Source organism: Neobacillus sp. PS3-12 (assembly GCF_030915385.1).
GTDB lineage: Bacteria > Bacillota > Bacilli > Bacillales > Cytobacillaceae > JAEVLT01.
Map to the genome: position 1 here is coordinate 1,714,509 of NZ_CP133268.1, position 22,026 is coordinate 1,736,534.

Here is a 22,026-nt window from a genome sequence, read left to right on the forward strand (position 1 = left end):
CAATTGTTAAAATCAGCGTTTAACTTATAAAATTTTGTTCCTCATGACAAGATTAAGAAAGGATGTAACAATGCAGGTTTCCAGATTAAATAAAAAAAATAAGACAAAGAAGAAAAAATTAAAAAAATGGATACGTATTGTAATCCCTACCCTCACCGTTTTATTGATTGGCGCAGGTGCTTATGCCTATAGTGTCTATCACGATGTCACTTCTGCTGTAAGTAAAATGAATGTACCACTTGCAACGAAGAAGCATCCCAAAATTAATTTTAACAATGGAGATCCCATTTCCATCCTAATGGTTGGTGTCGACGAACGTAAGGGCGACTCTGGCCGGACTGATTCGATGATCGTTATTACGGTAAACCCTAAAACAAAAACTACTAAACTATTAAGTATCCCACGTGACACACGGACAAAATTAATTAATAAAAGTAATCCAAGCAAGGACCGTTTTGATAAAATCAATGCTGCCTATGCTTATGGAGGACTTGAAGAAAGCATCGATACAGTTGAGAATTTCATAAATGTTCCAATTGATTATTATATAAAAGTAAATATGCAAGGCTTTCAGGATATCGTAGATGCTGTTGGCGGAATTGACGTTGATAATAAGTATGCCTTTGAACTTGATGGGGTTACACTTCAAACTGGTCCGCAGCATTTAGATGGAATTCAAGCGCTGGAGTATGCCCGTATGAGGCACCAAGATCCAAAAGGTGATTTTGGACGTCAGGAAAGACAAAAAGAAGTCATTTCAAAAATTGTTCATAAAGGAAAATCTTTTTCAGTCGTAACAAAATATAATTCGATTCTAAAAGCCTTAGAAAATAATATCCAAACTAATTTAACATTAGATGATATCATTGGCATTCAGTCTTCCTATAAAGCAGCAGCAAAAAATATGGAGTCACTTCAAGTTGCAGGTACCGGTGCAACAATTGATAAAATTTGGTACTATCAGGTGGATGACCAAGAAAGACAAAGTTTATCCGATCAAATGAGGCAATCATTAGGTTTGCAAACAGAACCTGTAGCGAAGATTATTGATACAAAAGCAACTACCCAAAGCAGTTTAGCAAGTAATTCAAGCAATACCAGCACTGCAACGAAATCAACTACACAGCAAAAAACAAGCACGACAACCAGTACTAGTAAAAATACAAGTACAACAACAAGCACACAGCATTATACAAATACAGGCACAACAACCACTAGCAATTCAAGTACAAAAAGTCCTGCTACTACAACAACAGAACCAACCGCCCCGACCAATTCTGGTACTTCTGGCGGAAATAGCGGGACCTCTGGAACTACAACAGGCACTGCCAGCGGAACTGGAAGCACTGGCGGAAATAGCGGAACTGGCACTACAAGTGGGACTGGGACAAGCGGAAGCGAGAGTTCGACAGGCACAGGCAGCACAAGCGAAGGCACCGGTACTACTGGAAACACCGGAAGCACGACAACCAACCCATAATCATAATAAAAAAGATGTCCGAAGTCTTTCATTGGGACATCTTTTTTATTACGTAAATTTAAAATTTATTTTATTTTCTAAAAATTTGCTATATTTTTTTTACAAACTGCCCATACTTGTACTAGTTTCAACTAAAAAGGTGGGAGTTTCTAAAATGACAAAAATAAAGAATCTAAATCTAATAAAAGGACTAGCCATCCTAAGTGTGATCGTTTTTATGTTTCTAGTTTTTCAAAAAATGCTGCCTGCATATGCAAATATGTCTGCTTCCCAGGTCACCGTCATTGCATCTGAGCTTAATGTTCGGGAAAATGCAGATAGTTCTAGTAAGATTATCAGCCTTGTTCATCGAGGAGAAACGTTTGAAGTTATTCAAACAAAGAATAGCTGGGATCAGATCAAACTGCCAAACAACCAAACGGGCTGGGTCCACAATGCCTATGTTTCTTCAAACAATAATATAGAAGCAACCGTAAAAGCGCCTGTACTAAACGTACGAGAACAGCCAAGTTTGACTAGTCCAATTGTAACTACATTGAAAATGGGAGCCAATATAACCGTCTCAGAGGAACAAGCTGGATGGGCAAAAATTGTGTCTAGTTCCGGTGCTCATGGGTGGGTGTCCACATATTATATTAGCAAAAACACACAACAATCAGTTTCTGCACCCACTAATCAAGCTACAGAGAAAAATAAATCACCCGAAGAAACAAGACCATCAGTTAATTCTGGTGGACAAGCAAAAAAAACTTCAGTCCAAGCTCTAAAAGGAAAAACGATTGTGCTTGACCCTGGCCATGGAGGGGTTGATATTGGAACAACAAGCATTATCGGAACACATGAAAAAGATTTAACCTTAGCAACAGCCCAGGCGGTTGAACAAAAGCTAATAAATGCAGGAGTCAATGTGATCATGACGCGAGAAAATGATACGTTTATTTCATTAAAACAACGTTCAGATCTCTCAAACCAAATGCATGCAGATGCTTTTATCAGTTTTCATTATAATTGGTCAAATGACCCAGCAGTAAGTGGCTTGACTGATTTTTACTATAATAAATCGAAGGATAGTTCATTAGCTGCAGCGGTTTTAAATGAGGTTGTGAATACAACAGGATTAAAGAACATTGGCACAAAATTTGATGACCTATATGTTTTACGCAACAATTCACAACCGAGTGTGCTGATTGAACTTGGCTTCCTGTCTAATAAAGAGGATGATTCGGCCGCAGAAAATGCTGCTTACAATGATAAGGTGGCTCAAGGGGTTTACTTGGGGTTGTTGGATTATTTTTCATAAAAAATTCCTGTGTTTGTTTAGAGACAAACACAGGAATTGATGTACGCCCTTCCCAGAACTCGAATTTCAAGAGCCTTATTCTCTTCCACTTAGCGAGTCATTCAAAGATTTATCTTAAAGCAATTTTCGAATTGTAAAGTTGTCATTTAACAATAGCCAATTTTGTGGATAGGGATAACCTAATGTCCAATAACTAATACCGCGAAGTCCATAATCTTTCGCTGTATCAAATTTCGCCTGGGCACTGCGTGCGTCTTCAAACCAAACCTCATGAGTGACTGCTTGACTGTCTGTATATCGAAAATGAGGGGATTGTGCAACCTGGTCATATTGGATGGTCGCTCCATATTGGACGGCTCGATGAATAGCTTCTTGCTGACTAAAGGTTTCAGCTTGTTGGCCTTGAATATGCGGTAATTTCCAGTCACGTGCGTATATTTGAAATCCCATAAAGATTTTATTTCTCGGAATTACAGTAACCGCATAATCTAACACTCTCCGTATTTGATCAAGTGGGGAAATAGCTTGAGGCGGCCCAAATCGGTACCCCCATTCGTATGTCATTAAAACAACAAAATCAACAATTTTACCATGTGCCGGATAATCATGTGCCTCATATAGCAGTCCCTTTTGATCCGCACTAACCTTTGGTGCCAAGGCAGTTGACACAAAATATCCTGCAGGATGTAATGTATCTACCGCACGTTGTAAAAATTGATTATATAATTCCCGGTCTTGGGGATACACATTTTCAAAATCAATATTTAATCCATAAAACCCTTTTTGTTTCATTGTGTTTAACACATTAGATAACAACGTGGTCTGAATTTCTGTGCTTGAAAGAATAGTATGGGCCAGCTTGGAGCCTGGGTCTTGATAAGTAAAATTGGTGATACATAGCATTGGGGCAATTCTGTCGACTTTTGCTGTCTGGATAAAAGCTGCATCATCGATAGGGCTTAAACTTCCATCTGCATGCATTGAATAAGCAAATAAAGCTCCATAGGTGAGATACGCTCCAACTTCGTGGAATAAGTTTGCGGCTGTAGTACCGGTCCTGTCAGAATAGGCATTCACATCAATGGTTGGTTTATAAGGAGGAATTTGGAGCATAGTACCGGGATAGATCATACCAATGTTTTGAATGTTGTTTATTTGGACAATAGCTTGTACTGACGTACCATATTGCTGTGCAATATGCCATAAGGTTTCCCCTGGAAGAACGGCATGCCGTATGGGGGGTATCACTATAGTCATACCTGGATAAATTTTTGTTGGATCACTAATTCGGTTTGCCTGAAGGATGCTCTGGACATTCGTTCTATACCTATTTGCAATCATCGAAATTGTTTCCCCAGGTTTCACGATAGCTGTTTGATTAGGGGTTGGAATGACAAGAGCTAAGCCTGGAATCAATCTATTTGGATTTTCCAACTGATTTGCAGTTACAATCTGATTGATCGTGACATTATACTTTTGTGAAACCGCCCATAACGAATCCCCTGGCTGAACTACATGAATTTGCATTTATGTCCCCCTTCCATTTAATTTCTCTGTAATAATTGTATTCTTTAGATATTAAAAAAATAACTAGTCATGGTTCTTTACTACAGTTGTGTTCTCGTTTAGACTATTATATTCCTGCCTTTTCTTTTTCAAAATAAAGCGGCCAATTATCTTCTAATCGTTTGGCAATATGATACCCTAGCAATGGCGGTACAGCATTACCAATTATTTTATAAGCACTTGATGCTGATAAGCCTTTTTCATTCTTATTTCCTCTCCAAACAAACTCATAATCATCTGGAAATGTTTGTATTCTTGCACATTCTCGTACGGTTAACCGTCTTTCTTTTAACCCTTGTGAAAGTTCTTCTGAATATCGTCCACCATTTTCAAGTGATAATCTTCTGAACTCGATATTTCCATGATGTTCAGAACGAATAGTTGGAGCGATGCCGTCCAAATTAACTTCAATCTGCCCTTGGCAGTGTGCTCCCATAAATTTAGCTTTTGAATAGCTTTTTTGTGCTAAATCCTCACTTTCTTCTGGTTCTGGTAAACCTATTAGTGCTTTTTTAACAGAAACAAATGGAAGTTTGTTATGATCATCTATATTTTGAATTAAACCTGGTAGAAAATGTGTTTTCTTAGGATAAGGATCATATACATCAGAGATATTTTCCTTCGAAAGCTCAACTAATGCTTTATCATTTAAAGCGTCTTTCTTAAAACCGTAGAATATAACTCTCTCTCTAGATTGTGGAACTCCGTACTCAGCAGAATGAAGTACCTTTGCAGGGATTACGATATAACCATTTTCTCCGATATTCCTAAAGTCATTTTCAATGATTTCTTTAACGTCACCTAAATTAACTAATCCTTTGACATTTTCAGCAATGAATACTTTTGGCTTTGTAAGGGAGATAACTTCTCTCATCCACATATAAAGTTGCCCACGACTTTCAACACTCGGCTCGTCAATTTCAGACAACACCCCATTATGAGATTTATTTGAGTTGAAACCTTGTCTTTTTCCAGCAATAGAAAAGTCTTGGCAAGGGAAACCTCCTGTTACGATGTCAATATTATCTGGGAATTGATTAATTCCGTCATTGTTATATTCTTTCACTATATCGACGATACTTCTCAACTGATAAATATCCGTTGAAATATTTTTTTTCTTAAAAAAAGTGGTCCAAGCTAATTGGGCATAATCTTTTATATCATTTGCAAAAACAGTTTTAAAGTGAGTTTCCTTTAAAATGGACCAGTTTTTATCTATTTTTTTAATTACCCAATGTGGGTTTATTTTAAAATTTAGGGCATCCGAAAGAACTTTAAAACCACCTTCAAATCCCAAATCCAATCCGCCACATCCAGAGAATAACGATATTACATTTTTATTTTTATGTGTAGCAATTGGGTCTATTAATCTCTTTTGTTCAGTGTCTTGTATTAAATCCACTGTTACATTTAACTTCATTCTCATTACCCCACAATTCACTCTTATATTATAAAGGTTTTCTAGCATTTTTTCTTTTGATTTTTATTCCATTTTCCCATCGGCCAATTTAATACAGCACTTCAATGTAAAATCACGAAATGAGCACTTTTACACATGTCGTACTTTTTCTTCTTGTCGTGGTCAATTTCCTCCCCTATGCGTGGTATTAGAAATTAAAAAACACCTAAACAATTGAAACAAAAAAAGTTCCTATGCTTGTACAAAACTCATACAAACATAGGAACTCATTGAATTTTATTACGCCCTCGGAGGGAATCGAACCCCCATCTCAAGAACCGGAATCTTACGTGTTATCCGTTGCACCACGAGGGCAAGCTTATTGCGACTTTTATATTATATGATAGGTTACTCATCTTTGCAAGTGTATTTTATGTTTAAAAATATGATGGATGGTTATCATGATGGATGGACTACTGTGATGTGAAGATTGTCGAACGATTCAAAAACGATTCGTTTGACCTTTATTGACCATCAGTGTATGATAACAATACAAACGATTTTTATAATCCTACATATTAAAGGAGGAAGAACTATGAATTTGATCCCTACAGTTATTGAACAAACGAATCGGGGAGAAAGAGCATATGATATTTATTCCCGCCTATTAAAAGACCGAATTATTATGCTTGGAAGCGCAATCGATGATAATGTTGCCAACTCTATTGTTGCCCAATTATTATTCCTTGAAGCAGAAAATCCAGAAAAAGACATATCCATTTACATTAACTCTCCTGGCGGTAGTATTACAGCTGGAATGGCCATTTACGATACAATGCAATTCATTAAACCGGATGTCCAAACTATTTGTATTGGTATGGCTGCATCTATGGGTGCCTTCTTGCTTACTGCAGGTGCAAAAGGCAAACGCTATGCATTACCAAATGCTGAAGTCATGATCCACCAGCCACTTGGCGGTGCACAAGGTCAGGCAACCGAAATTGAAATTGCTGCTAAACGGATCCTCTTCCTCCGCGAAAAGTTGAATGGCATTTTAGCAGAACGCTCTGGCCAGCCACTTGAAGTGATCTCTAGAGATACAGACCGCGACAACTTCATGACTGCTGAAAGAGCAAAAGAATACGGTCTAATCGACCATATCATTACTAGAAATCCTTTAATCGAAAAAAAATAAATGATCCTATACCCCTAGATGAGATATTCCTCTGGGGGTTTTCAATTTTTAGGTAGTTTTTCGAAAGAAGATAATAAAAAGGGTTTGACCCTTTTCGTCAAACCCTTTTTATTATTGATCTTTTTGAATAAAATCAGAAAGCGCTGCAATTGCGGATTGTTCATCATCGCCATCGGCAATAATATTGATTTCAGTTCCTGTGCTTACTGCTAAACTCATTAGACCCATGATACTCTTGGCGTTTACTTTTTTTCCATCCTTTTCGAGAAAAATATCAGATGAAAATCTGTTTGCTTCCTGAACGAACAGTGCGGCAGGACGAGCCTGAAGCCCTGTTTTCAATTTCACTTCTACTAGTTTTACTTGCATCACACATGCCTCCTCAAACTCTCTTATCTATTTTTTCGGAGCCGATTCACCGGCTCGCAGTTTTTCAGCAATCTCATCAATTTTTCGTAAACGGTGATTGATCCCCGACTTACTAATCACACCGCCTGAAACCATTTCGCCTAATTCTTTTAAGGTCACATCTTGATAGGTAACTCTTAATTCGGCGATTTCCCTCAATTTTTCGGGCAGGATATGGAGACCCACCACTTGCTCAATAAAGCGAATATTTTCTACTTGTCGTAAAGATGCCCCAATAGTTTTATTTAAATTGGCTGTTTCACAATTGACAAGTCGATTTACGGAATTGCGCATATCGCGGACGATACGAACATCCTCAAAGCGGAGCAAGGCATTGTGAGCACCAATGATATTTAAAAACTCGGTAATTTTCTCGGCTTCTTTTAAATAAGTAATATAGCCTTTTTTTCGCTCAAGGGTTTTACTATTTAATCCAAACAAATTCATTAATTCACACAAAGAATCATTATGATCTTTATAAAGAGAGGCAATTTCTAAATGGTAAGAAGAGGTTTCAGGATTATTGACCGATCCCCCCGCCAAAAATGCCCCTCTTAAATAGGAACGCTTACAGCACTTCTTTTTAATTAATTCGCTGGAAATATCATGGGTAAAGGTAAAGCCTTCTCCCAGAATTTTCAAATCTTCAAGGATTCCCTTGGCCTGTTCACTTAAACGGACAATATAGACATTATTTTTTTTCAAGCGCATTTTCTTCCTGACCAGCAGTTCAACTTGCACCTGGTAATTCTTTTTGATTAATGTATAGATCCTTCTGGCAATGGCTGCATTTTCAGTTTGAATATCTACTACCAGTTTGCGGTTGGAGAAGGATAAGGACCCGTTCATTCGAATCAGGGCAGAAAGCTCGGCTTTGCTGCAGCAAGACTTTACTTCTAGATTGGTTAATTCTTTTTTTGTTTCCGAAGCGAAAGACATTCCTTCACCACCTATCTGCCACAACCCAAATAAAAATTTCGCACGGCTATTATTACGATTTATACCTTCGTTTGGTTTCAATTATAAGCAAATTATATAAAATTTCCGCTACTTTTTTAGGGTCGTGTCTTAAGGCCCCATTTGCAAGTTCAGCAATATCTGCTACTACTACCTCCAATCCCAGCTCATCAAGGACTGGAAGGTCATAATAAACGGGATATGCTAATTCACGATTGTATCGAAGTTGAATATCCTTTGGAACTTCTTCATTATTAATCAAAATTGTATCTATAAACCCAAAGCCTAAGTGATCATACAAGGCTTTTACATGATCGCTTGCGGTAAAACCATATGTTTCTCCTGCCTGGGTCATCAGATTGCAAATGTACACCTTTTTTGCTTCAGAACGTCGAACTTCCTGACCGAGAATGGGTACCAAGAGGTTGGGGAGAATACTTGTATATAAACTTCCAGGTCCTAGAATAATCATGTCCGCATTTCTAATTGCTTGAATTGTTTCCGGCAGCGGACGGATATCCTTCGGTGTCAAAAAAACTTTATTGATTTTTTTACCAGAATACGGAATCTTTGATTCACCGGAAATAATCGTTCCATCCTCTAATTCCGCATTCAAAACAACACTGACATTGGCAGCGGGAAGAACTTTTCCATGTACATTTAAAACCTTGCTCATCTCTTGAATGGCATGGACAAAATCACCTGTAATCGAAGTCATGGCAGCCAAGATCAAATTCCCCAGCGAATGTCCGGATAATTCATTTGAAGTTTTGAAGCGGTGCTGAAACATCTCTTCAATGAGCGGTTCTACATCGGATAAAGCAGCTAAAACATTTCTAATATCACCTGGCGGCGGTATATGCAGGTCATGCCGCAATCTCCCTGAGCTACCCCCATCATCCGCAACTGTAACAATTGCGGTAATATCAACAGGGTACTGCTTTAAGCCCCTTAAGAGAACAGGTAACCCGGTTCCACCGCCAATGATGACGATTCTAGGCTGTCCGTGTTGTTTCATTTAGTTTTATCCTTTCTCCTCTCAATGTCACGATGTGAAATATTCGTCTTATAATCTTTTTCAAAAAAGTGACCAATATATTCAGCTAATGCGACCGAACGGTGCTGCCCGCCTGTACATCCAATTGCTACAACCAGCTGCGCTTTTCCTTCCCGCATGTAATGCGGTAGCATAAAGGCCAACAATTCTGTTACTTTTTCTAAAAACTTCTGCGTTTCACTCCATTTTAATACATAGCTGTAAACCTCATCATCAAGCCCCGTTTTTGGTCTCATATGCTCAATATAGTGGGGATTTGGCAGGAAACGCACGTCAAAAACCAGGTCAGCATCAATCGGAATTCCATGCTTAAATCCAAACGACATGACATTGACAGTAAAAATCGCCTTATTATTTTTGTTAAATTCATTAAGAATTTTTTCCCGAAGATCCTTTGGTTTCATCTGGGATGTATTATAAATAATTTGAGCTCTTCCTTTTAACTCTTCAAGGATTTCGCGTTCTGACTGAATTCCTTCAAGTGGCAGACCTTGTGGGGCAAGCGGATGTGAGCGCCTTGTCTCTTTGTACCGTCTGACGAGGGTTGAATCATCAGCATCAAGGAAGAGGATCTGCGGCGTAACCCAAGAGGTTTCAGCTAAGTCATCTAGAGCTCTGAAAAGATCGTCAAAAAATTCCCTGCCTCTCAGGTCCATAACCAATGCTACTTTATTCATCTTATTCCCAGACTCCTTCATAAGTTCTAGGAATTTTGGCAGGAGCGTAGGAGGAAGGTTATCGACACAAAAGAAACCTAGATCTTCAAAGCTTTGGATGGCAACTGTTTTTCCTGCCCCAGACATCCCCGTAATTATGACCATTTGGGTATCGTTCGTCGCCCCGGTACTCATTGCAATTCCTCCTCTACTGGTTTAACTTGGATCAAGCCTATAGCCAATTAATGTAAAATCTTTTGTATAGGTAAATGTTCCGTATATAATCCCATTTCCGTGGACCATATAATCAAGAATATGATGGTCTCCTTCAGCCATTGGCAGTTCTTTTATCTTTTCAATCGGCTGCCACTCTAGCTTTCCTTCAACACTTTGTTCATAGTTGACTCCATCTGAATCCGTTGCAATAAAGGTGAACATCATCCATTCATTGATGACTTGTTCGTCTTCTTTCATAATAAAAGTAAAAATTCCCTTTAATTGTGGATTTTTCAGATAGATGCCTGTTTCTTCCCGAAATTCACGGACACATGAATCTCTGACCGATTCACCTGGTTCCATCTTGCCACCCGGAGCAACCCACCATCCCCGTCTTGGCTTTTGGAGCAACAAAACTTGATCATCCCTTTTCAATACACAATTGGTGACTCTCTGCATCATCTTCACCTCAATCGTAAAAACACTGTATTGAATAGCAAGAAGCAGCTTTTTCACGCTTCCCACTAAAAACTTTTTGAGATAGCATTATTGATTCTATTCATTATACTATTTTTCATATTCGGTCACAATGAATCCAAAGTTGATATTGTGTAAATTATCCGAAAAGCGTAAGAGGACACTTGAAAAGCGAAGAAAAACTTTTTCCAAAAAAAAGAGCACAGGCAGTTATACCTATGCTTGAAAGGATTATATTAAAGGGGGTCAATTACTCCCTTAATCATACCCTTCCATTATTTCACTACTGTTACAGTAGAATTAAAATCAGATAAAAATTATTGCTTTAATTTTAATTCTTCTTTAATTTCCTCAACAAAATGCTGGGCTGCTTGGGCAGCAATACTGCCGTCACCTGTTGCCGTTACAATTTGACGAAGTGTCTTTTCACGGATATCTCCAGCAGCAAAAATTCCTGGTACCTTGGTTTCCATTTGCTCATTTGTTTCAATATAGCCATTTTCGTTGGTAATACCCAAGTTCTCGAATGGCTTTGACAATGGCAGCATCCCTACATAAATGAATACACCATCTGCTTTAAATTCTGATTCTGAACCATCTTGAGTTGAAACAAGTGTCAGACCGCCAACTTTACCATCTGCTGCGTGAATTTCTTTCACCGTATGATTCCAAATAAAATCAACTTTGTCATTCGCAAACGCTCGATCTTGAAGAATCTTTTGGGCACGAAGCTGACTGCGGCGATGGATAATGGTCACTTTGGAAGCAAATCTGGTTAAATAAACGCCCTCTTCAACAGCGGAATCTCCGCCGCCAACGACAACAAGTTCTTTTCCTTTAAAAAACGCCCCATCACAGACTGCACAGTAGGAAACACCACGGCCTCCTAGTTCTTTTTCGCCTGTCACACCAAGTTTTTTGTATTCTGCCCCTGCTGCAATAATAACCGAGTAAGCTTTATATTGCTTAGAACCTGCTACAACTGTTTTCGTTTCACCGTTATCAATAATTTCCTTAATATCACCATAAGCATATTCAGCACCAAATTTTTTGGCATGTTCAAACATTTTAGTCGATAAATCTGGACCTAGAATGCTCTCATATCCAGGATAATTCTCAACTTCCTCTGTGTTAGCCATTTGACCGCCAGGTATTCCGCGTTCAATCATTAATGTCGACAAATTTGCTCTTGAGGTATAGACAGCTGCTGTCATTCCTGCAGGTCCGGCACCAGCAATAATAACATCATAGATTTTTTCCTCTGACATGTTGTTCACTCCTCTACTGAAAAAAGCTTTCTTTTCAATATTATTCCCTGATAATCATATCCTATAAAACAACACAATCTTCGTCCACCCTTTTGCTCAGGGCCTGATATCTTACTCGATATATTCGTTCACCATTTTTACATATTTGCCAACTGTGGCTGAAGAGAGTCCATAACGATCTGCAACTTCTTGCTGAGAAACTTTTTCACTGCGAAGTTTATTCCAAACATAATCTGTTGCAGCAGCCCAGGCTTTTTGATTTTTCAAGGTAACTTTTTGTTCTGCCAATTCGTTAAAAATGGAGAACCACAACAAGTATAATCCAGCTTCAACCTGACCAATCGGCTTATAATGCCGATATAAATGGTTGGCAATCTCATGGGCATCAGCAGCGGAAGAGTGGTCTCCATGATTTAAGTAGGAGAGGTAATGCTTCTCAGGTACTGTGAGATGATCCGTTTTAACAGATGCTAACAACGAGCCTTTTTTAGGTGAAAGGGAAATAAGAAAAAGGGCAAATAATCGTTCCTCCAGATGTTCACTTTCTAGTTTTAGAATGGCTGAACTTGAACGTTTTTCGAAAGCTTGGCTTGATCCCTTTTCATCATTCCAAGGTTCAAAGCCTTCTTTTTCGGGATTTAATTCTAATACTTTTTTCCAAATATTCCGAGCAAAGTTTTCATGGTCTGTATAATATGCTGCATAGGAGAGCCAATAATAAAATGGCGCATCTCCATCAAATCCATGTTTATAAAGCTTTTTCAGCCAGCCGTATGCGAATACATATTCACCGACCAATGCAAACGTAGCACCAAGCTTAAACTGCTGCTCTGACAAGAGTGGCTGAATTTTTTGCAGTCCTTCTAATAAGCTCTTTACTTTTTCTGTCTCACGCTGGTAATGCGCAAACACAAGCTGATTGCATAGCGCATGAAGATTACCAGGATTGCGCTCTAATACATCCTTTAAGATATCCTCAGCCTTTTCAACTTCACCCAAATAGAAATGAGCAAGGGCGAGATTATTATAAGCAGACCAATATTCAGGATACTCTTTGATGACATAGTGAAGAAGCTCAATCGCTTTTTCGAAATAGCCCGATTCCAAAAGCTCACGGGCCTGCTCCTGCTTCATGATTAGATCGTCTTGTTCATATAGCTCTTCCTCTAGTTCATCTGACTCCATCGAGAGGAGCTCAAGCAAATCCTCGGTATCCTCTGAAAAATCGCCATCAGGGTCGAGTTCCATATAAAGATTCGCATGTTGATAGGCATCCTTAAAAAATCCAAGGTGGGCATAGTTATTTGCAAGTAAATAATGACATTCCGTCATTTCCTCATCCAATTCCTCGAGGATAATATGCAACAGCCTGTTCGATTCTTCATACTCACCAAGCTCAGTTAAAATAATCGCTAATTGGCAAGCAATCATCGGTTCGCCAGGCTCAAGCTGAAATGCCCTCTCCAAGTATTTCCTGGATTTTGTATAATTACGGCGATGATAAGCCTTTAAGCCCTCTTTAAAATAATATTCACCTGTAGGTAGAAAGGAAAGAATTTTTCCCTTTTGAATTGTTGCTTTCGCATTTTTACTCATAATTCCTCCATCTTTCCATTAAACATAACTACAGTAGTATATCATATGTCCTTGCTGTGGGAGAAGGGATTGAAAAGAAAGTAAAGGTACAAAATTGTGAATAGTCACACATTTTTTACAATTGCAGAAAAAATGGGGAATAATCCATGAAATTAGGCGATAAAAAACTGGCTTTTGTTCAGCCAGTTTTTAAAAATTCTATTTTTCTCTTTCTTGATGTCTTTCTTCAAGGGTTTTTAATACTTCTGTGAACGGCAGCTCCTGCTCCACTAACAAGACCATTAAGTGGTATAGCAAATCGGATGCTTCCCATTTTAGTTCTTCGTGGCTGCGATTTTTAGCGGCGATAATGACTTCTGCTGACTCTTCGCCGACCTTTTTCAAAATTTTATCCACGCCTTTTTCAAACAAATACGTTGTATAGGCACCTTCCGGACGTTCTTTTTCCCGACTAATGATTACTTGTTCCAATTTTCTGAGGATTTCATATTCTTCCATTTTTGATTACTCCTTCCGAAAAACAACTGATTGCACCCGTATGACATGCCGGACCGTTTGGGTGAACAAGCACAACAATCGCATCGCAGTCGCAGTCTAGCTTCATTTCAACCACCTTCTGCGTATTGCCGCTTGTTGCCCCTTTATGCCATAACTCCTGACGAGATCGGCTCCAAAACCATGTTTCCTTTGTTTCCAACGTTTTGGCGAGCGACTCCTCGTTCATATAAGCAAGCGTCAGTACTTCTTTCGTTTCAGCGTCCTGAACGATTGCGGGTACAAGTCCCTTCTCATCAAATTTTACTCCTAGTGCCTTCATCTTACAACAACTCCCTTTTCCTTCAGGTAGCTTTTGACTTCATGCACCGAGGTTTCCTTATAGTGAAAAATCGAAGCCGCCAAGGCAGCATCTGCTTTTCCTTTTTCAAAAGCATCGACAAAATGATCGGCATTCCCGGCACCGCCAGAAGCAATCACTGGAATCGTAACAGCCTCGCTAACCGCACGTGTTAGCTCGAGATCAAAACCATTTTTCTCACCATCACTGTCCATGCTTGTCAAGAGGATCTCCCCTGCGCCAAGTCCAGCTGCTTCCTGTGCCCATTCCACTACCTTTCGCTCAGTAGGTGTTCGTCCTCCATGTGTAAACACACGCCATGTTCCCCATTCTTCATCATACTTAGCGTCAATGGCAACGACAATGCACTGTGAACCAAAAAAGCGTGCACCTTCTTCAATCAGGGCAGGATTCTGGACTGCAGCTGTGTTCAGGGAAACTTTATCTGCTCCTGCACGGAGAATTCGTTTCATATCCTCAAGGGCATTAATTCCGCCGCCGACTGTAAATGGAATCGCTAATTGAGACGCAACCGCCTTGACCACTTCGACCATTGTTTTCCGCCCTTCGTGGGAAGCAGAAATATCTAAGAAAACAAGTTCGTCCGCACCTTCTTCATCATAAAACTTGGCAAGTTCAACCAGATCGCCGGCATCACGGAGCTGAACAAATTGAATCCCTTTGACAACTCGTCCTTCTTTCACATCAAGGCAAGGAATAATCCGTTTTGTCAGCATAATCATTTCACCTCTTTTAAGGCTTCATCAAGCGTAAAGCGATTTTCATAGAGTGCTTTGCCGACAATCGCACCGCTGATGCCTTTGGCAGCAATCACTTTTAAGTCTGCGAGACTGCTGACCCCGCCCGAAGCAATGACGGTTTTTCCAGTAGCTTCTTGCATTTCAAGGACAGCTTGGATATTCGGACCGGCAAGCGTCCCATCGGTAGCAATGTCTGTAAAAATAAAGGTCTCTGCACCAGCATCTGCAAACCGTTTGCCAAGCTCAACAGCACGAACTTTAGAAGTATCGAGCCAGCCATGTGTTGCGACAAATCCGTCTTTGGCATCGATGCCAACAGCAATTTTAGCTCCATATTTGCGGATCATCTCGGTAGCAAATTCCGGGTTTGAAACGGCAATACTGCCGATGATGACCCGGTCAACGCCATTTTCCAAATAATGAAGAATGTCCGCTTCAGTACGGACTCCGCCGCCAATTTGCACTTGTGCCTTCAACTCTTTTGCCGCTTGAATCACAAAGCGGTCATTAACCCGTTTCCCGTCTTTGGCACCGTCGAGGTCAACCATATGAATCCATTGCGCTCCCGTTTTGGCAAACTGGCTGGCCATATCAAATGGTGAATCTCCATACACAGTTTCTTGATTATAATCCCCTTGGAGGAGACGAACACAATTGCCGCCCCTCATATCAATCGCCGGATAAATGGTAAAACTCATTGAACTGCCTTCCTTTCTTGGACAAGCTTTAAAAAATTGGTTAACAGGGCCATCCCAAGTTTACTGCTTTTTTCCGGATGGAATTGCATTCCGAAAATATTGCCGCGCCCAACGACAGCAGAAACTTCTTCATGATAGCTTGCTTTTGCCAACAAAACATCTGACTCTTTGGCATTAACAAAATAGGAATGTACGAAATAAACAAAATCTTCATTGAGCCCTTCTAAAAGTGGGGACTCTTTGACAAATTGGAGCTTATTCCATCCCATGTGCGGAACCTTATAGCTTTCCCCTTCGGCAGTATTTCCTGGAAAACGGCGAACCGAACCTGGCAGAAGCTTGAGTCCTTCAGTAAAGCCATTTTCGTCACTGTCCTCGAATAAAAGCTGCATGCCAAGACAGATGCCAAGCAATGGTTTTCCGGTTTTGGCAAATTTATGAATGGTTTCGGTAAGCCCGTCTTCATTTAAGCGCAGCATCGCATCGCGAAAGGCACCAACTCCTGGAAGGAGCAAGGCATCAGAAGACATGAGAGCCTGTTTATCGCTAGTGATCATGTACTCTGCGCCAAGTCGCTCTAGTGCCTTACTGACACTGAACAAATTTCCCATTCCATAATCAACAATCCCAATCATTTATAACATCCCTTTCGTTGAAGGAACTCCCTTAATACGGGGATCAATGGTGGTTGCTTCATCTAAAGCGCGGCCTAATGCTTTAAATACTGCTTCAATCATATGGTGGGTGTTATGGCCGTAATGAACAATGACATGAAGGTTCATGCGGGCTTCCAAGGCCAGCTTCCATAAAAATTCATGAACTAATTCGGTATCAAACGTACCTACTCTTTGCGAAGGGAAGTCGGCACGCATTTCGAAATGCGGACGGTTGCTCAAATCGATGACAACCTGCGCAAGAGTTTCATCCATTGGCACAAATGAATTTCCATACCGCTTGATTCCTTTTTTATCTCCAAGTGCTTCACGAATTACCTGTCCTAAACAGATGGCGATATCCTCAGATGTATGGTGGTCGTCGATTTCCGTATCACCGTTTGCATCAATTGTAAGGTTAAATAGGCCATGCTTCGTGAATAAATCAAGCATGTGCGTAAGAAAAGGTACACCCGTGTTAAGATTGGCTTGTCCTTCTCCATCAATGTCCAATGATAGTTTGATTTGTGTTTCATTTGTATTGCGTTCAATGCTGGCTGTCCGTTCCATGGAGTACCTCCTTGTGGTTGTTTGTATATATTTGAGATTGGCGGCCTATTTAGAGATTTTTTCGGTCAACTTTCTCGATGACCTTGGGCTCTCCTTTTTCTATCCTTCGGGTATTGAGAATCTTTCTCGATGACCTTGAGCTTTCTTTTTTCTGCTTTTCGGGCATCGAGACGCTCTCTCGATGACCTTGGGCTCTCTTTTTTCTGCCTCACGGGCATTGAGAAGTTTTCTCAGTGACCTTAGGTTCTCTTTTTTCTGCCTCACGGGAATCGAGCCGACCACGGCATTCCTTATTCTTTATTCTATTTATTCAACCGCGCTTCAACCGCCCGAGCATGAGCTTCGAGGCCTTCCATCCTAGCAAACTCGGCGATTTTTGCGGCGTTGTCTTTTAAGGCTTTTTCACTGTAAATGATGACACTTGATTTCTTTTGAAAATCATCGACGTTTAATGGGCTCGAAAAACGAGCAGTGCCATTGGTTGGCAGCACATGGTTCGGTCCGGCAAAATAATCGCCGACCGGCTCTGAACTGTAGCGGCCGACAAAGATCGCTCCAGCATGATGAATTTTGCCAAGTACCTCCATCGCATTTTCAACCACTACCTCAAGATGCTCAGGCGCCAATTGGTTAACAGTTGCAATGGCTTCTTCTAAATCAGCAGTCACATAAATCACACCGTAATCCTCAATCGAGCGCTCGGCAATTTTGCGTCGCGGTAAAACCGCTAATTGTTTTTCTACTTCTGCAGAAACTGCTTCGGCTAACTTCATAGATGGAGTAACGAGAACGCTGCAAGCACGCGGATCGTGTTCTGCCTGTGATAATAAATCAGCGGCCACCTCGTCAGCATAGGCTGAATCATCGGCGAGAACAGCAATCTCACTAGGACCGGCGATCATGTCGATATCGACATCACCAAATACCTCTTTTTTAGCAAGTGCGACAAAAATATTTCCTGGCCGGTAATTTTATCGACTGGTTGAATCGATTCAGTTCCGTAAGCAAGCGCAGCAATTGCTTGGGCCCCGCCCACTTTATAAATTTCTTTGACGCCGGCTTCCTTGGCCGCAACCAACACAGCTGGTGGCAGCTTGCCAGTTTCTTTATTCGGAGGCGATACCATGACGATTCGCTTCACCCCGGCAACATGTGCGGGAACAACGTTCATTAAAACAGAAGAAGGATAGGCAGCCGTTCCGCCTGGTACATAAACGCCAACTGAATCAAGCGGAGTAACTTTTTGGCCAAGGATCGTGCCGTTTTCTTCCGTAGTCATCCAGGAAGGACGCAGTTGTTTTTCGTGAAAAACACGAATGTTCGAGGCAGCTTCGCGAACGATTTCTACAAAGCCGGAATCCACCAGACCATACGCTTCCTCAATTTCAGCCTCAGGAACGGCAAAGGATTCCAAGTTAACACGATCAAATTTTAAAGTATATTCTCTAAGGGCAGCATCACCATTGGCACGTATATCGGCAATAATCTTTTGGACGACTTCCAGCTGCTGTGCTGTTCCCGCTTCAATCGAGCGTTTGATCGAAACGAGTTCATTTACCTGTAGTATTTTCATCTCTTAAAGACCTTCCTTTGTGACGACTTTACTTAAACGAGTGACAAGCTCGCTGATTTTTTCATCATGAATTCGATAGCTGACAGGATTGACAATTAATCTTGATGTAATATCGACAATCCGTTCGTATTCTACTAAGCCATTTTCAACCAGTGTTCGGCCGGTTGAGACAATATCAACAATGCGGTCAGATAAACCAATCATTGGTGCCAATTCAATCGAACCATTTAATTTAATAATCTCCACCTGTTCGCCCTGTTCGCGGAAATATGCTGCGGCGACTCTTGGATATTTCGTTGCCACACGCGGTGCGACATCGCTCATTTTTGTATTTGGCATGCCTGCAACTGCTAAATAACAGGCACTAATCTTTAAATCCAAGAGCTCATAAACGTCTCGTTCCTCTTCGAGCATCACATCTTTGCCGGCGATTCCCAAATCCGCCACGCCATGCTCGACATAGGTTGGGACGTCCATTGGTTTGGCGAGAATAAAACGTAGCCCCTCTTCCTCGACATCGATGATTAATTTTCGGTTTTCATCAAATTCCGGCGGCAGCTTGTAGCCGGCTTTCCGTAATAATACTAAGGCTTCTTCAAAAATTCGTCCTTTTGGCATTGCAATCGTTAATATACTCATTGTGCAGGCCCCTTTCCTGCTTTCCCTAAAAGAAAAGTGGTATCTTCAAATTGATGGGTATAGGCATCTAAATTTTTTACACCATTGATATCCTGGAGAACAGCTCGTTTTCCTTCCTGATGCAGTTTTTTTGCTAGTTCAAAGGCTTCCTTGCGGCGTTCTTGGCTAAAAACAACAAGCTGAACAGGCACTTTTTGCTCAATGTTGCCCAATGCTTCAATCAGGCGATCCAAGCGAACGGCAAATCCGGTTGCACTTGCTTTTTTGCCAAACTTCTCAAGCAATCCGTAACGGCCGCCGTTGCCTATTGGGAAACCAACTTTGCCAGCGTAAACTTCAAACAAAATGCCTGTATAATAACTCATATGGCTGAGAAGCGTTAAATCAAATTTCACTTTCTCCTGCTCACCATAATCCTTAATCACATCCGCCAATTCCTTTAATTGTAAAATAGCTGCCTTGCCACGTTCATTTTCAACAAGATCAAGGGCTTTGCCAATTACTTCATCACCGCCGCGCAATTCAAGCAGGCCCAGCAAGCGCTGCTTATCAATCGAAGATAAAGCCAAAGTATTCACATGTTGACGGTAACCTACGTAATTTTTTTCATATAGAAATCTTCTCAGCGCATCGGCGCGATCTTCTGTTCCTAGTATTTGTAAAAATAATTCCTGGACAAAGGCCACATGCCCAACCGATAGCTGAAAATCCTTCAGACCTGTTTCCTTTAACGCTGAAACCATTAAGGCAATGGCTTCGCCGTCACTTGAGACCGTTTCATCGTTAATCAGCTCGATGCCGATTTGTTCAAATTCAGCAGGACGTCCGCCTTCGCGCTGTTGGGCACGAAAGACATTGGCGCTATAAGCAATACGGAGCGGTAAATTTTCGTTTAACAGCTTTGATGCAGCAACCCTGGCAATGGGTGCTGTCATGTCTGGTCTAAGCACAAGCGTATGTCCTTCACGGTCTAACAATTTAAAGAGCTGCTGATCAAGTATGGCTGAAGCGGCTCCAACGGTTTCTTCATATTCTAATGTGGGTGTTTCGATAAAAGAATAACCCCACTGCTTTATGACATCTTCCATTAACGAACGAATCCGATATTTTTTTTCATATAACTCCGGAAGAGTATCCCTCATCCCAAGAGGTTTTTCAAACATAAACAAGCGGCTCATATTCTTCATCCTTTTTTTCAAAAGTAAAAATCCTTTAGTTCGCTAATATGCTAATAAATTAAAGTTATATGTAGTTTACCCTTTTCGAGAAAAATCGTCAATCGAAAAACACAAAATTCAGCATAAATGTACATACGTCGGATGTGCAAAAAGCCCGGTCATCTACCAGGCTCATCTTGGTTGATAGACGGGGTCATTTGCCCGCCGCTGCGCTAATTGTTCTTGTGAATAGATCAGTCTCATTGGGTTGCCGCCAACGAAGGTACCTGGCTTTACATCCTTATGAACCACGGTACCAGCGGAGACGATGGCCCCGTCCCCGATTGTCACCCCCGGAAGGATCGTTGAATTGGCTCCAATCATGACTTCACTGCCAATAATTACCTGGGCCAAGCCGGTATTCTTTAATTAGATACTCATGGGCAAGAATGGTTGTATTATAGCCAATCACCGAATTGGTACCGACCGTTATTTTTTCAGGAAACATCGTATCCGGCATCACCATTAAGGCAAAAGAGGTTTTCTCCCCTATTTTCATATGTAAAAAAGTACGGTACAACCAGTTTTTCACCCCAAGAAAAGGTGTATAACGGGCCAGTTCAATGACAATAAAGTTTTTCACAACCTTCCAAAAGGACACGGTTTTGTAAACTTGCCATAAGGAATTTGCACCCTCGACCGGATAGCGGACGGTTTTTCGCATGTGGTCACTCTCCGACAATCTTTAATAAATCAGACATTTCATCCAGTATAAAGTCTGGCTCATATTTAGCAAGAAAGTCTCTACCTTTTAACGACCAAGCAACCGCGGCCGTTTTTGTTCCGGCATTTTTTCCAGCCAAAATATCATGGTAGTTGTCACCAACCATAATGGCCTTCTCCGAAGTTGAATCCAATTGTTTCAAGGCGACATAAATCGCTTCAGGGTCAGGCTTTGGCTTCTCAACATGATCCAAGGCGACAATGACATCAAAATAAGGATCAAGCTTGGTCAGCTTCAAGCCCTTTACTACGGTATCAAGGATTTTAGTTGAAACAATGGCGATTTTAAAACCGTTGTCTTTCAACCTTTTAACCGTTTCGTTCACACCTTTAAATTCCTTTACAAGAAGATCATGATTTTCATGATTGTATGTACGGTACTCACGAATCATTTCTTCTGCCCGCTCAGGATCAATTCCGCCGAACGTTTCATAAAGTGAAGGCCCCATAAATGGAAGTACATCCTCACGCTTAAACTTGTCAGGATAATATTTTCCAAGGGTGTGCAGGAAAGAGGAAATAATTAATTCGTTTGTATCAACGAGTGTTCCGTCCAAATCAAATAAAATGGTATCAATATTTTTGTTCATAAGATGGTTCCTTTCTTTTCATGATGCCCGAACGTCTCCAAATGTTCCCAATCACTAACGTTAAAATAACGGCGACGCTAAAGCGAATGCCAAACAATCCATAAATCGGGACACCGAGCGGCGCAAACAGCAATGTATCCTCAACAATGGCGTGGCAGGCAGCGAGAAAAATCATCGCATCGAGCCAATCAT

The 22,026-nt window shown here is 40.7% G+C and carries 21 protein-coding genes, 1 tRNA gene and 3 pseudogenes; 3 read left to right on the forward strand and 22 right to left on the reverse strand.

Features of this window, described 5'->3' with window-relative positions; translation table 11 throughout:
* The first annotated feature begins 70 nt into the window (after positions 1-70).
* Both RCG17_RS08885 and RCG17_RS08890 read left to right on the forward strand, forming a co-directional pair.
* Positions 71-1,480 (forward strand): LCP family glycopolymer transferase, encoded by a 1,410-nt coding sequence (locus tag RCG17_RS08885; protein WP_308174820.1) that lies wholly within the window; start codon positions 71-73, stop codon positions 1,478-1,480.
* A gap of 154 nt (positions 1,481-1,634) precedes the next feature.
* The gene (locus RCG17_RS08890; RefSeq protein WP_308174821.1) at positions 1,635-2,780 is read left to right on the forward strand and encodes an N-acetylmuramoyl-L-alanine amidase family protein; all 1,146 of its coding nucleotides are present in this window, start codon (positions 1,635-1,637) and stop codon (positions 2,778-2,780) included.
* Positions 2,781-2,894: 114 nt separating this feature from the next.
* On the opposite strand, the gene RCG17_RS08895 is transcribed toward RCG17_RS08890, so the two are convergent.
* The 3 genes from RCG17_RS08895 to RCG17_RS08905 all read right to left on the reverse strand — a co-directional run bounded on the left by RCG17_RS08895 (position 2,895) and on the right by RCG17_RS08905 (position 6,120).
* Positions 2,895-4,307, reverse strand: coding sequence for a glycoside hydrolase family 18 protein (locus tag RCG17_RS08895; RefSeq protein WP_308174822.1), 1,413 nt, complete (start codon positions 4,305-4,307; stop codon positions 2,895-2,897).
* A gap of 106 nt (positions 4,308-4,413) precedes the next feature.
* On the reverse strand, positions 4,414-5,766 hold the full coding sequence (locus tag RCG17_RS08900) for a DNA cytosine methyltransferase (protein WP_308174823.1): 1,353 nt from the start codon (positions 5,764-5,766) through the stop codon (positions 4,414-4,416).
* A 282-nt stretch (positions 5,767-6,048) separates the two neighbouring features.
* A tRNA-Arg gene (locus RCG17_RS08905) sits at positions 6,049-6,120 on the reverse strand.
* A 220-nt stretch (positions 6,121-6,340) separates the two neighbouring features.
* Between RCG17_RS08905 and clpP the strand changes: the two genes are divergently transcribed.
* Positions 6,341-6,940 carry an ATP-dependent Clp endopeptidase proteolytic subunit ClpP gene (clpP, locus tag RCG17_RS08910; RefSeq protein WP_308174824.1) on the forward strand — a complete coding sequence of 200 codons (600 nt, stop codon included), beginning with the start codon at positions 6,341-6,343 and terminating at the stop codon, positions 6,938-6,940.
* Between the two features lie 111 nt (positions 6,941-7,051).
* On the opposite strand, the gene RCG17_RS08915 is transcribed toward clpP, so the two are convergent.
* The 19 genes and pseudogenes from RCG17_RS08915 to RCG17_RS09000 all read right to left on the reverse strand — a co-directional run bounded on the left by RCG17_RS08915 (position 7,052) and on the right by RCG17_RS09000 (position 22,009).
* The gene (locus RCG17_RS08915) at positions 7,052-7,309 is read right to left on the reverse strand and encodes an HPr family phosphocarrier protein (protein WP_308174825.1); all 258 of its coding nucleotides are present in this window, start codon (positions 7,307-7,309) and stop codon (positions 7,052-7,054) included.
* A 27-nt stretch (positions 7,310-7,336) separates the two neighbouring features.
* The gene (gene whiA / locus RCG17_RS08920; protein ID WP_308174826.1) at positions 7,337-8,287 is read right to left on the reverse strand and encodes a DNA-binding protein WhiA; all 951 of its coding nucleotides are present in this window, start codon (positions 8,285-8,287) and stop codon (positions 7,337-7,339) included.
* A 52-nt stretch (positions 8,288-8,339) separates the two neighbouring features.
* A complete protein-coding gene (locus RCG17_RS08925; RefSeq protein WP_308174827.1) occupies positions 8,340-9,323 on the reverse strand; it encodes a gluconeogenesis factor YvcK family protein in 984 nt (327 codons plus the stop codon).
* Positions 9,320-10,213: an RNase adapter RapZ gene (gene rapZ, locus RCG17_RS08930; RefSeq protein WP_308174828.1), complete on the reverse strand. Its 894-nt coding sequence runs from the start codon at positions 10,211-10,213 to the stop codon at positions 9,320-9,322. Before rapZ ends, RCG17_RS08925 begins: the two co-directional genes overlap by 4 nt.
* 21 nt (positions 10,214-10,234) lie before the next feature.
* The gene (locus tag RCG17_RS08935) at positions 10,235-10,693 is read right to left on the reverse strand and encodes an NUDIX hydrolase (RefSeq protein ID WP_308175800.1); all 459 of its coding nucleotides are present in this window, start codon (positions 10,691-10,693) and stop codon (positions 10,235-10,237) included.
* Between the two features lie 335 nt (positions 10,694-11,028).
* Positions 11,029-12,018, reverse strand: a complete 990-nt coding sequence (gene trxB / locus RCG17_RS08940) for a thioredoxin-disulfide reductase (RefSeq protein ID WP_308175801.1) — start codon at positions 12,016-12,018, stop codon at positions 11,029-11,031.
* Between the two features lie 72 nt (positions 12,019-12,090).
* Positions 12,091-13,575, reverse strand: a complete 1,485-nt coding sequence (locus tag RCG17_RS08945; RefSeq protein ID WP_308174829.1) for a tetratricopeptide repeat protein — start codon at positions 13,573-13,575, stop codon at positions 12,091-12,093.
* Positions 13,576-13,773: 198 nt separating this feature from the next.
* Positions 13,774-14,392: pseudogene (hisIE, locus tag RCG17_RS08950) on the reverse strand (bifunctional phosphoribosyl-AMP cyclohydrolase/phosphoribosyl-ATP diphosphatase HisIE).
* On the reverse strand, positions 14,389-15,147 hold the full coding sequence (gene hisF, locus RCG17_RS08955) for an imidazole glycerol phosphate synthase subunit HisF (RefSeq protein WP_308174830.1): 759 nt from the start codon (positions 15,145-15,147) through the stop codon (positions 14,389-14,391). The pseudogene hisIE and the gene hisF overlap by 4 nt, the downstream one beginning before the upstream one ends.
* 2 nt (positions 15,148-15,149) lie before the next feature.
* Complete coding sequence (gene hisA, locus RCG17_RS08960) at positions 15,150-15,869, reverse strand: 1-(5-phosphoribosyl)-5-[(5-phosphoribosylamino)methylideneamino]imidazole-4-carboxamide isomerase (RefSeq protein ID WP_308174831.1); 720 nt, start codon at positions 15,867-15,869, stop codon at positions 15,150-15,152.
* On the reverse strand, positions 15,866-16,504 hold the full coding sequence (gene hisH, locus RCG17_RS08965) for an imidazole glycerol phosphate synthase subunit HisH (protein ID WP_308174832.1): 639 nt from the start codon (positions 16,502-16,504) through the stop codon (positions 15,866-15,868). Before hisH ends, hisA begins: the two co-directional genes overlap by 4 nt.
* A complete protein-coding gene (gene hisB, locus RCG17_RS08970; RefSeq protein WP_308174833.1) occupies positions 16,505-17,092 on the reverse strand; it encodes an imidazoleglycerol-phosphate dehydratase HisB in 588 nt (195 codons plus the stop codon).
* 302 nt (positions 17,093-17,394) lie between these two features.
* A pseudogene (gene hisD / locus RCG17_RS08975) lies at positions 17,395-18,665 on the reverse strand (histidinol dehydrogenase).
* A gap of 3 nt (positions 18,666-18,668) precedes the next feature.
* Positions 18,669-19,304, reverse strand: a complete 636-nt coding sequence (gene hisG, locus RCG17_RS08980) for an ATP phosphoribosyltransferase (RefSeq protein ID WP_308174834.1) — start codon at positions 19,302-19,304, stop codon at positions 18,669-18,671.
* Positions 19,301-20,482, reverse strand: a complete 1,182-nt coding sequence (locus RCG17_RS08985) for an ATP phosphoribosyltransferase regulatory subunit (RefSeq protein WP_308174835.1) — start codon at positions 20,480-20,482, stop codon at positions 19,301-19,303. Before RCG17_RS08985 ends, hisG begins: the two co-directional genes overlap by 4 nt.
* A gap of 171 nt (positions 20,483-20,653) precedes the next feature.
* Positions 20,654-20,842 (reverse strand): annotated as a pseudogene (locus RCG17_RS28290) (DapH/DapD/GlmU-related protein); the annotation flags it as partial.
* Between the two features lie 7 nt (positions 20,843-20,849).
* Positions 20,850-21,185: a hypothetical protein gene (locus tag RCG17_RS28295; RefSeq protein WP_374120908.1), complete on the reverse strand. Its 336-nt coding sequence runs from the start codon at positions 21,183-21,185 to the stop codon at positions 20,850-20,852.
* A 4-nt stretch (positions 21,186-21,189) separates the two neighbouring features.
* Positions 21,190-21,834, reverse strand: coding sequence for a pyrophosphatase PpaX (ppaX, locus tag RCG17_RS08995; RefSeq protein WP_308174836.1), 645 nt, complete (start codon positions 21,832-21,834; stop codon positions 21,190-21,192).
* A complete protein-coding gene (locus RCG17_RS09000; protein ID WP_308174837.1) occupies positions 21,818-22,009 on the reverse strand; it encodes a hypothetical protein in 192 nt (63 codons plus the stop codon). The genes ppaX and RCG17_RS09000 overlap by 17 nt, the downstream gene beginning before the upstream one ends.
* Between the last annotated feature and the right edge of the window lie 17 nt (positions 22,010-22,026).

What these genes read in the sequence shown, in the direction of transcription:
- RCG17_RS08885 (WP_308174820.1), top strand. Translation starts at nt 71, where the DNA reads ATGCAGGTTTCCAGATTAAATAAAAAAAATAAGACAAAGAAGAAAAAA.
- RCG17_RS08890 (WP_308174821.1), top strand. Translation starts at nt 1,635, where the DNA reads ATGACAAAAATAAAGAATCTAAATCTAATAAAAGGACTAGCCATCCTA.
- RCG17_RS08895 (WP_308174822.1), bottom strand. Translation starts at nt 4,307, where the DNA reads ATGCAAATTCATGTAGTTCAGCCAGGGGATTCGTTATGGGCGGTTTCA.
- RCG17_RS08900 (WP_308174823.1), bottom strand. Translation starts at nt 5,766, where the DNA reads ATGAAGTTAAATGTAACAGTGGATTTAATACAAGACACTGAACAAAAG.
- clpP (WP_308174824.1), top strand. Translation starts at nt 6,341, where the DNA reads ATGAATTTGATCCCTACAGTTATTGAACAAACGAATCGGGGAGAAAGA.
- RCG17_RS08915 (WP_308174825.1), bottom strand. Translation starts at nt 7,309, where the DNA reads ATGCAAGTAAAACTAGTAGAAGTGAAATTGAAAACAGGGCTTCAGGCT.
- whiA (WP_308174826.1), bottom strand. Translation starts at nt 8,287, where the DNA reads ATGTCTTTCGCTTCGGAAACAAAAAAAGAATTAACCAATCTAGAAGTA.
- RCG17_RS08925 (WP_308174827.1), bottom strand. Translation starts at nt 9,323, where the DNA reads ATGAAACAACACGGACAGCCTAGAATCGTCATCATTGGCGGTGGAACC.
- rapZ (WP_308174828.1), bottom strand. Translation starts at nt 10,213, where the DNA reads ATGAGTACCGGGGCGACGAACGATACCCAAATGGTCATAATTACGGGG.
- RCG17_RS08935 (WP_308175800.1), bottom strand. Translation starts at nt 10,693, where the DNA reads ATGCAGAGAGTCACCAATTGTGTATTGAAAAGGGATGATCAAGTTTTG.
- RCG17_RS08945 (WP_308174829.1), bottom strand. Translation starts at nt 13,575, where the DNA reads ATGAGTAAAAATGCGAAAGCAACAATTCAAAAGGGAAAAATTCTTTCC.
- hisF (WP_308174830.1), bottom strand. Translation starts at nt 15,147, where the DNA reads ATGCTGACAAAACGGATTATTCCTTGCCTTGATGTGAAAGAAGGACGA.
- hisA (WP_308174831.1), bottom strand. Translation starts at nt 15,869, where the DNA reads ATGAGTTTTACCATTTATCCGGCGATTGATATGAGGGGCGGCAATTGT.
- hisH (WP_308174832.1), bottom strand. Translation starts at nt 16,504, where the DNA reads ATGATTGGGATTGTTGATTATGGAATGGGAAATTTGTTCAGTGTCAGT.
- hisB (WP_308174833.1), bottom strand. Translation starts at nt 17,092, where the DNA reads ATGGAACGGACAGCCAGCATTGAACGCAATACAAATGAAACACAAATC.
- hisG (WP_308174834.1), bottom strand. Translation starts at nt 19,304, where the DNA reads ATGAGTATATTAACGATTGCAATGCCAAAAGGACGAATTTTTGAAGAA.
- RCG17_RS08985 (WP_308174835.1), bottom strand. Translation starts at nt 20,482, where the DNA reads ATGAGCCGCTTGTTTATGTTTGAAAAACCTCTTGGGATGAGGGATACT.
- RCG17_RS28295 (WP_374120908.1), bottom strand. Translation starts at nt 21,185, where the DNA reads ATGCGAAAAACCGTCCGCTATCCGGTCGAGGGTGCAAATTCCTTATGG.
- ppaX (WP_308174836.1), bottom strand. Translation starts at nt 21,834, where the DNA reads ATGAACAAAAATATTGATACCATTTTATTTGATTTGGACGGAACACTC.
- RCG17_RS09000 (WP_308174837.1), bottom strand. Translation starts at nt 22,009, where the DNA reads ATGATTTTTCTCGCTGCCTGCCACGCCATTGTTGAGGATACATTGCTG.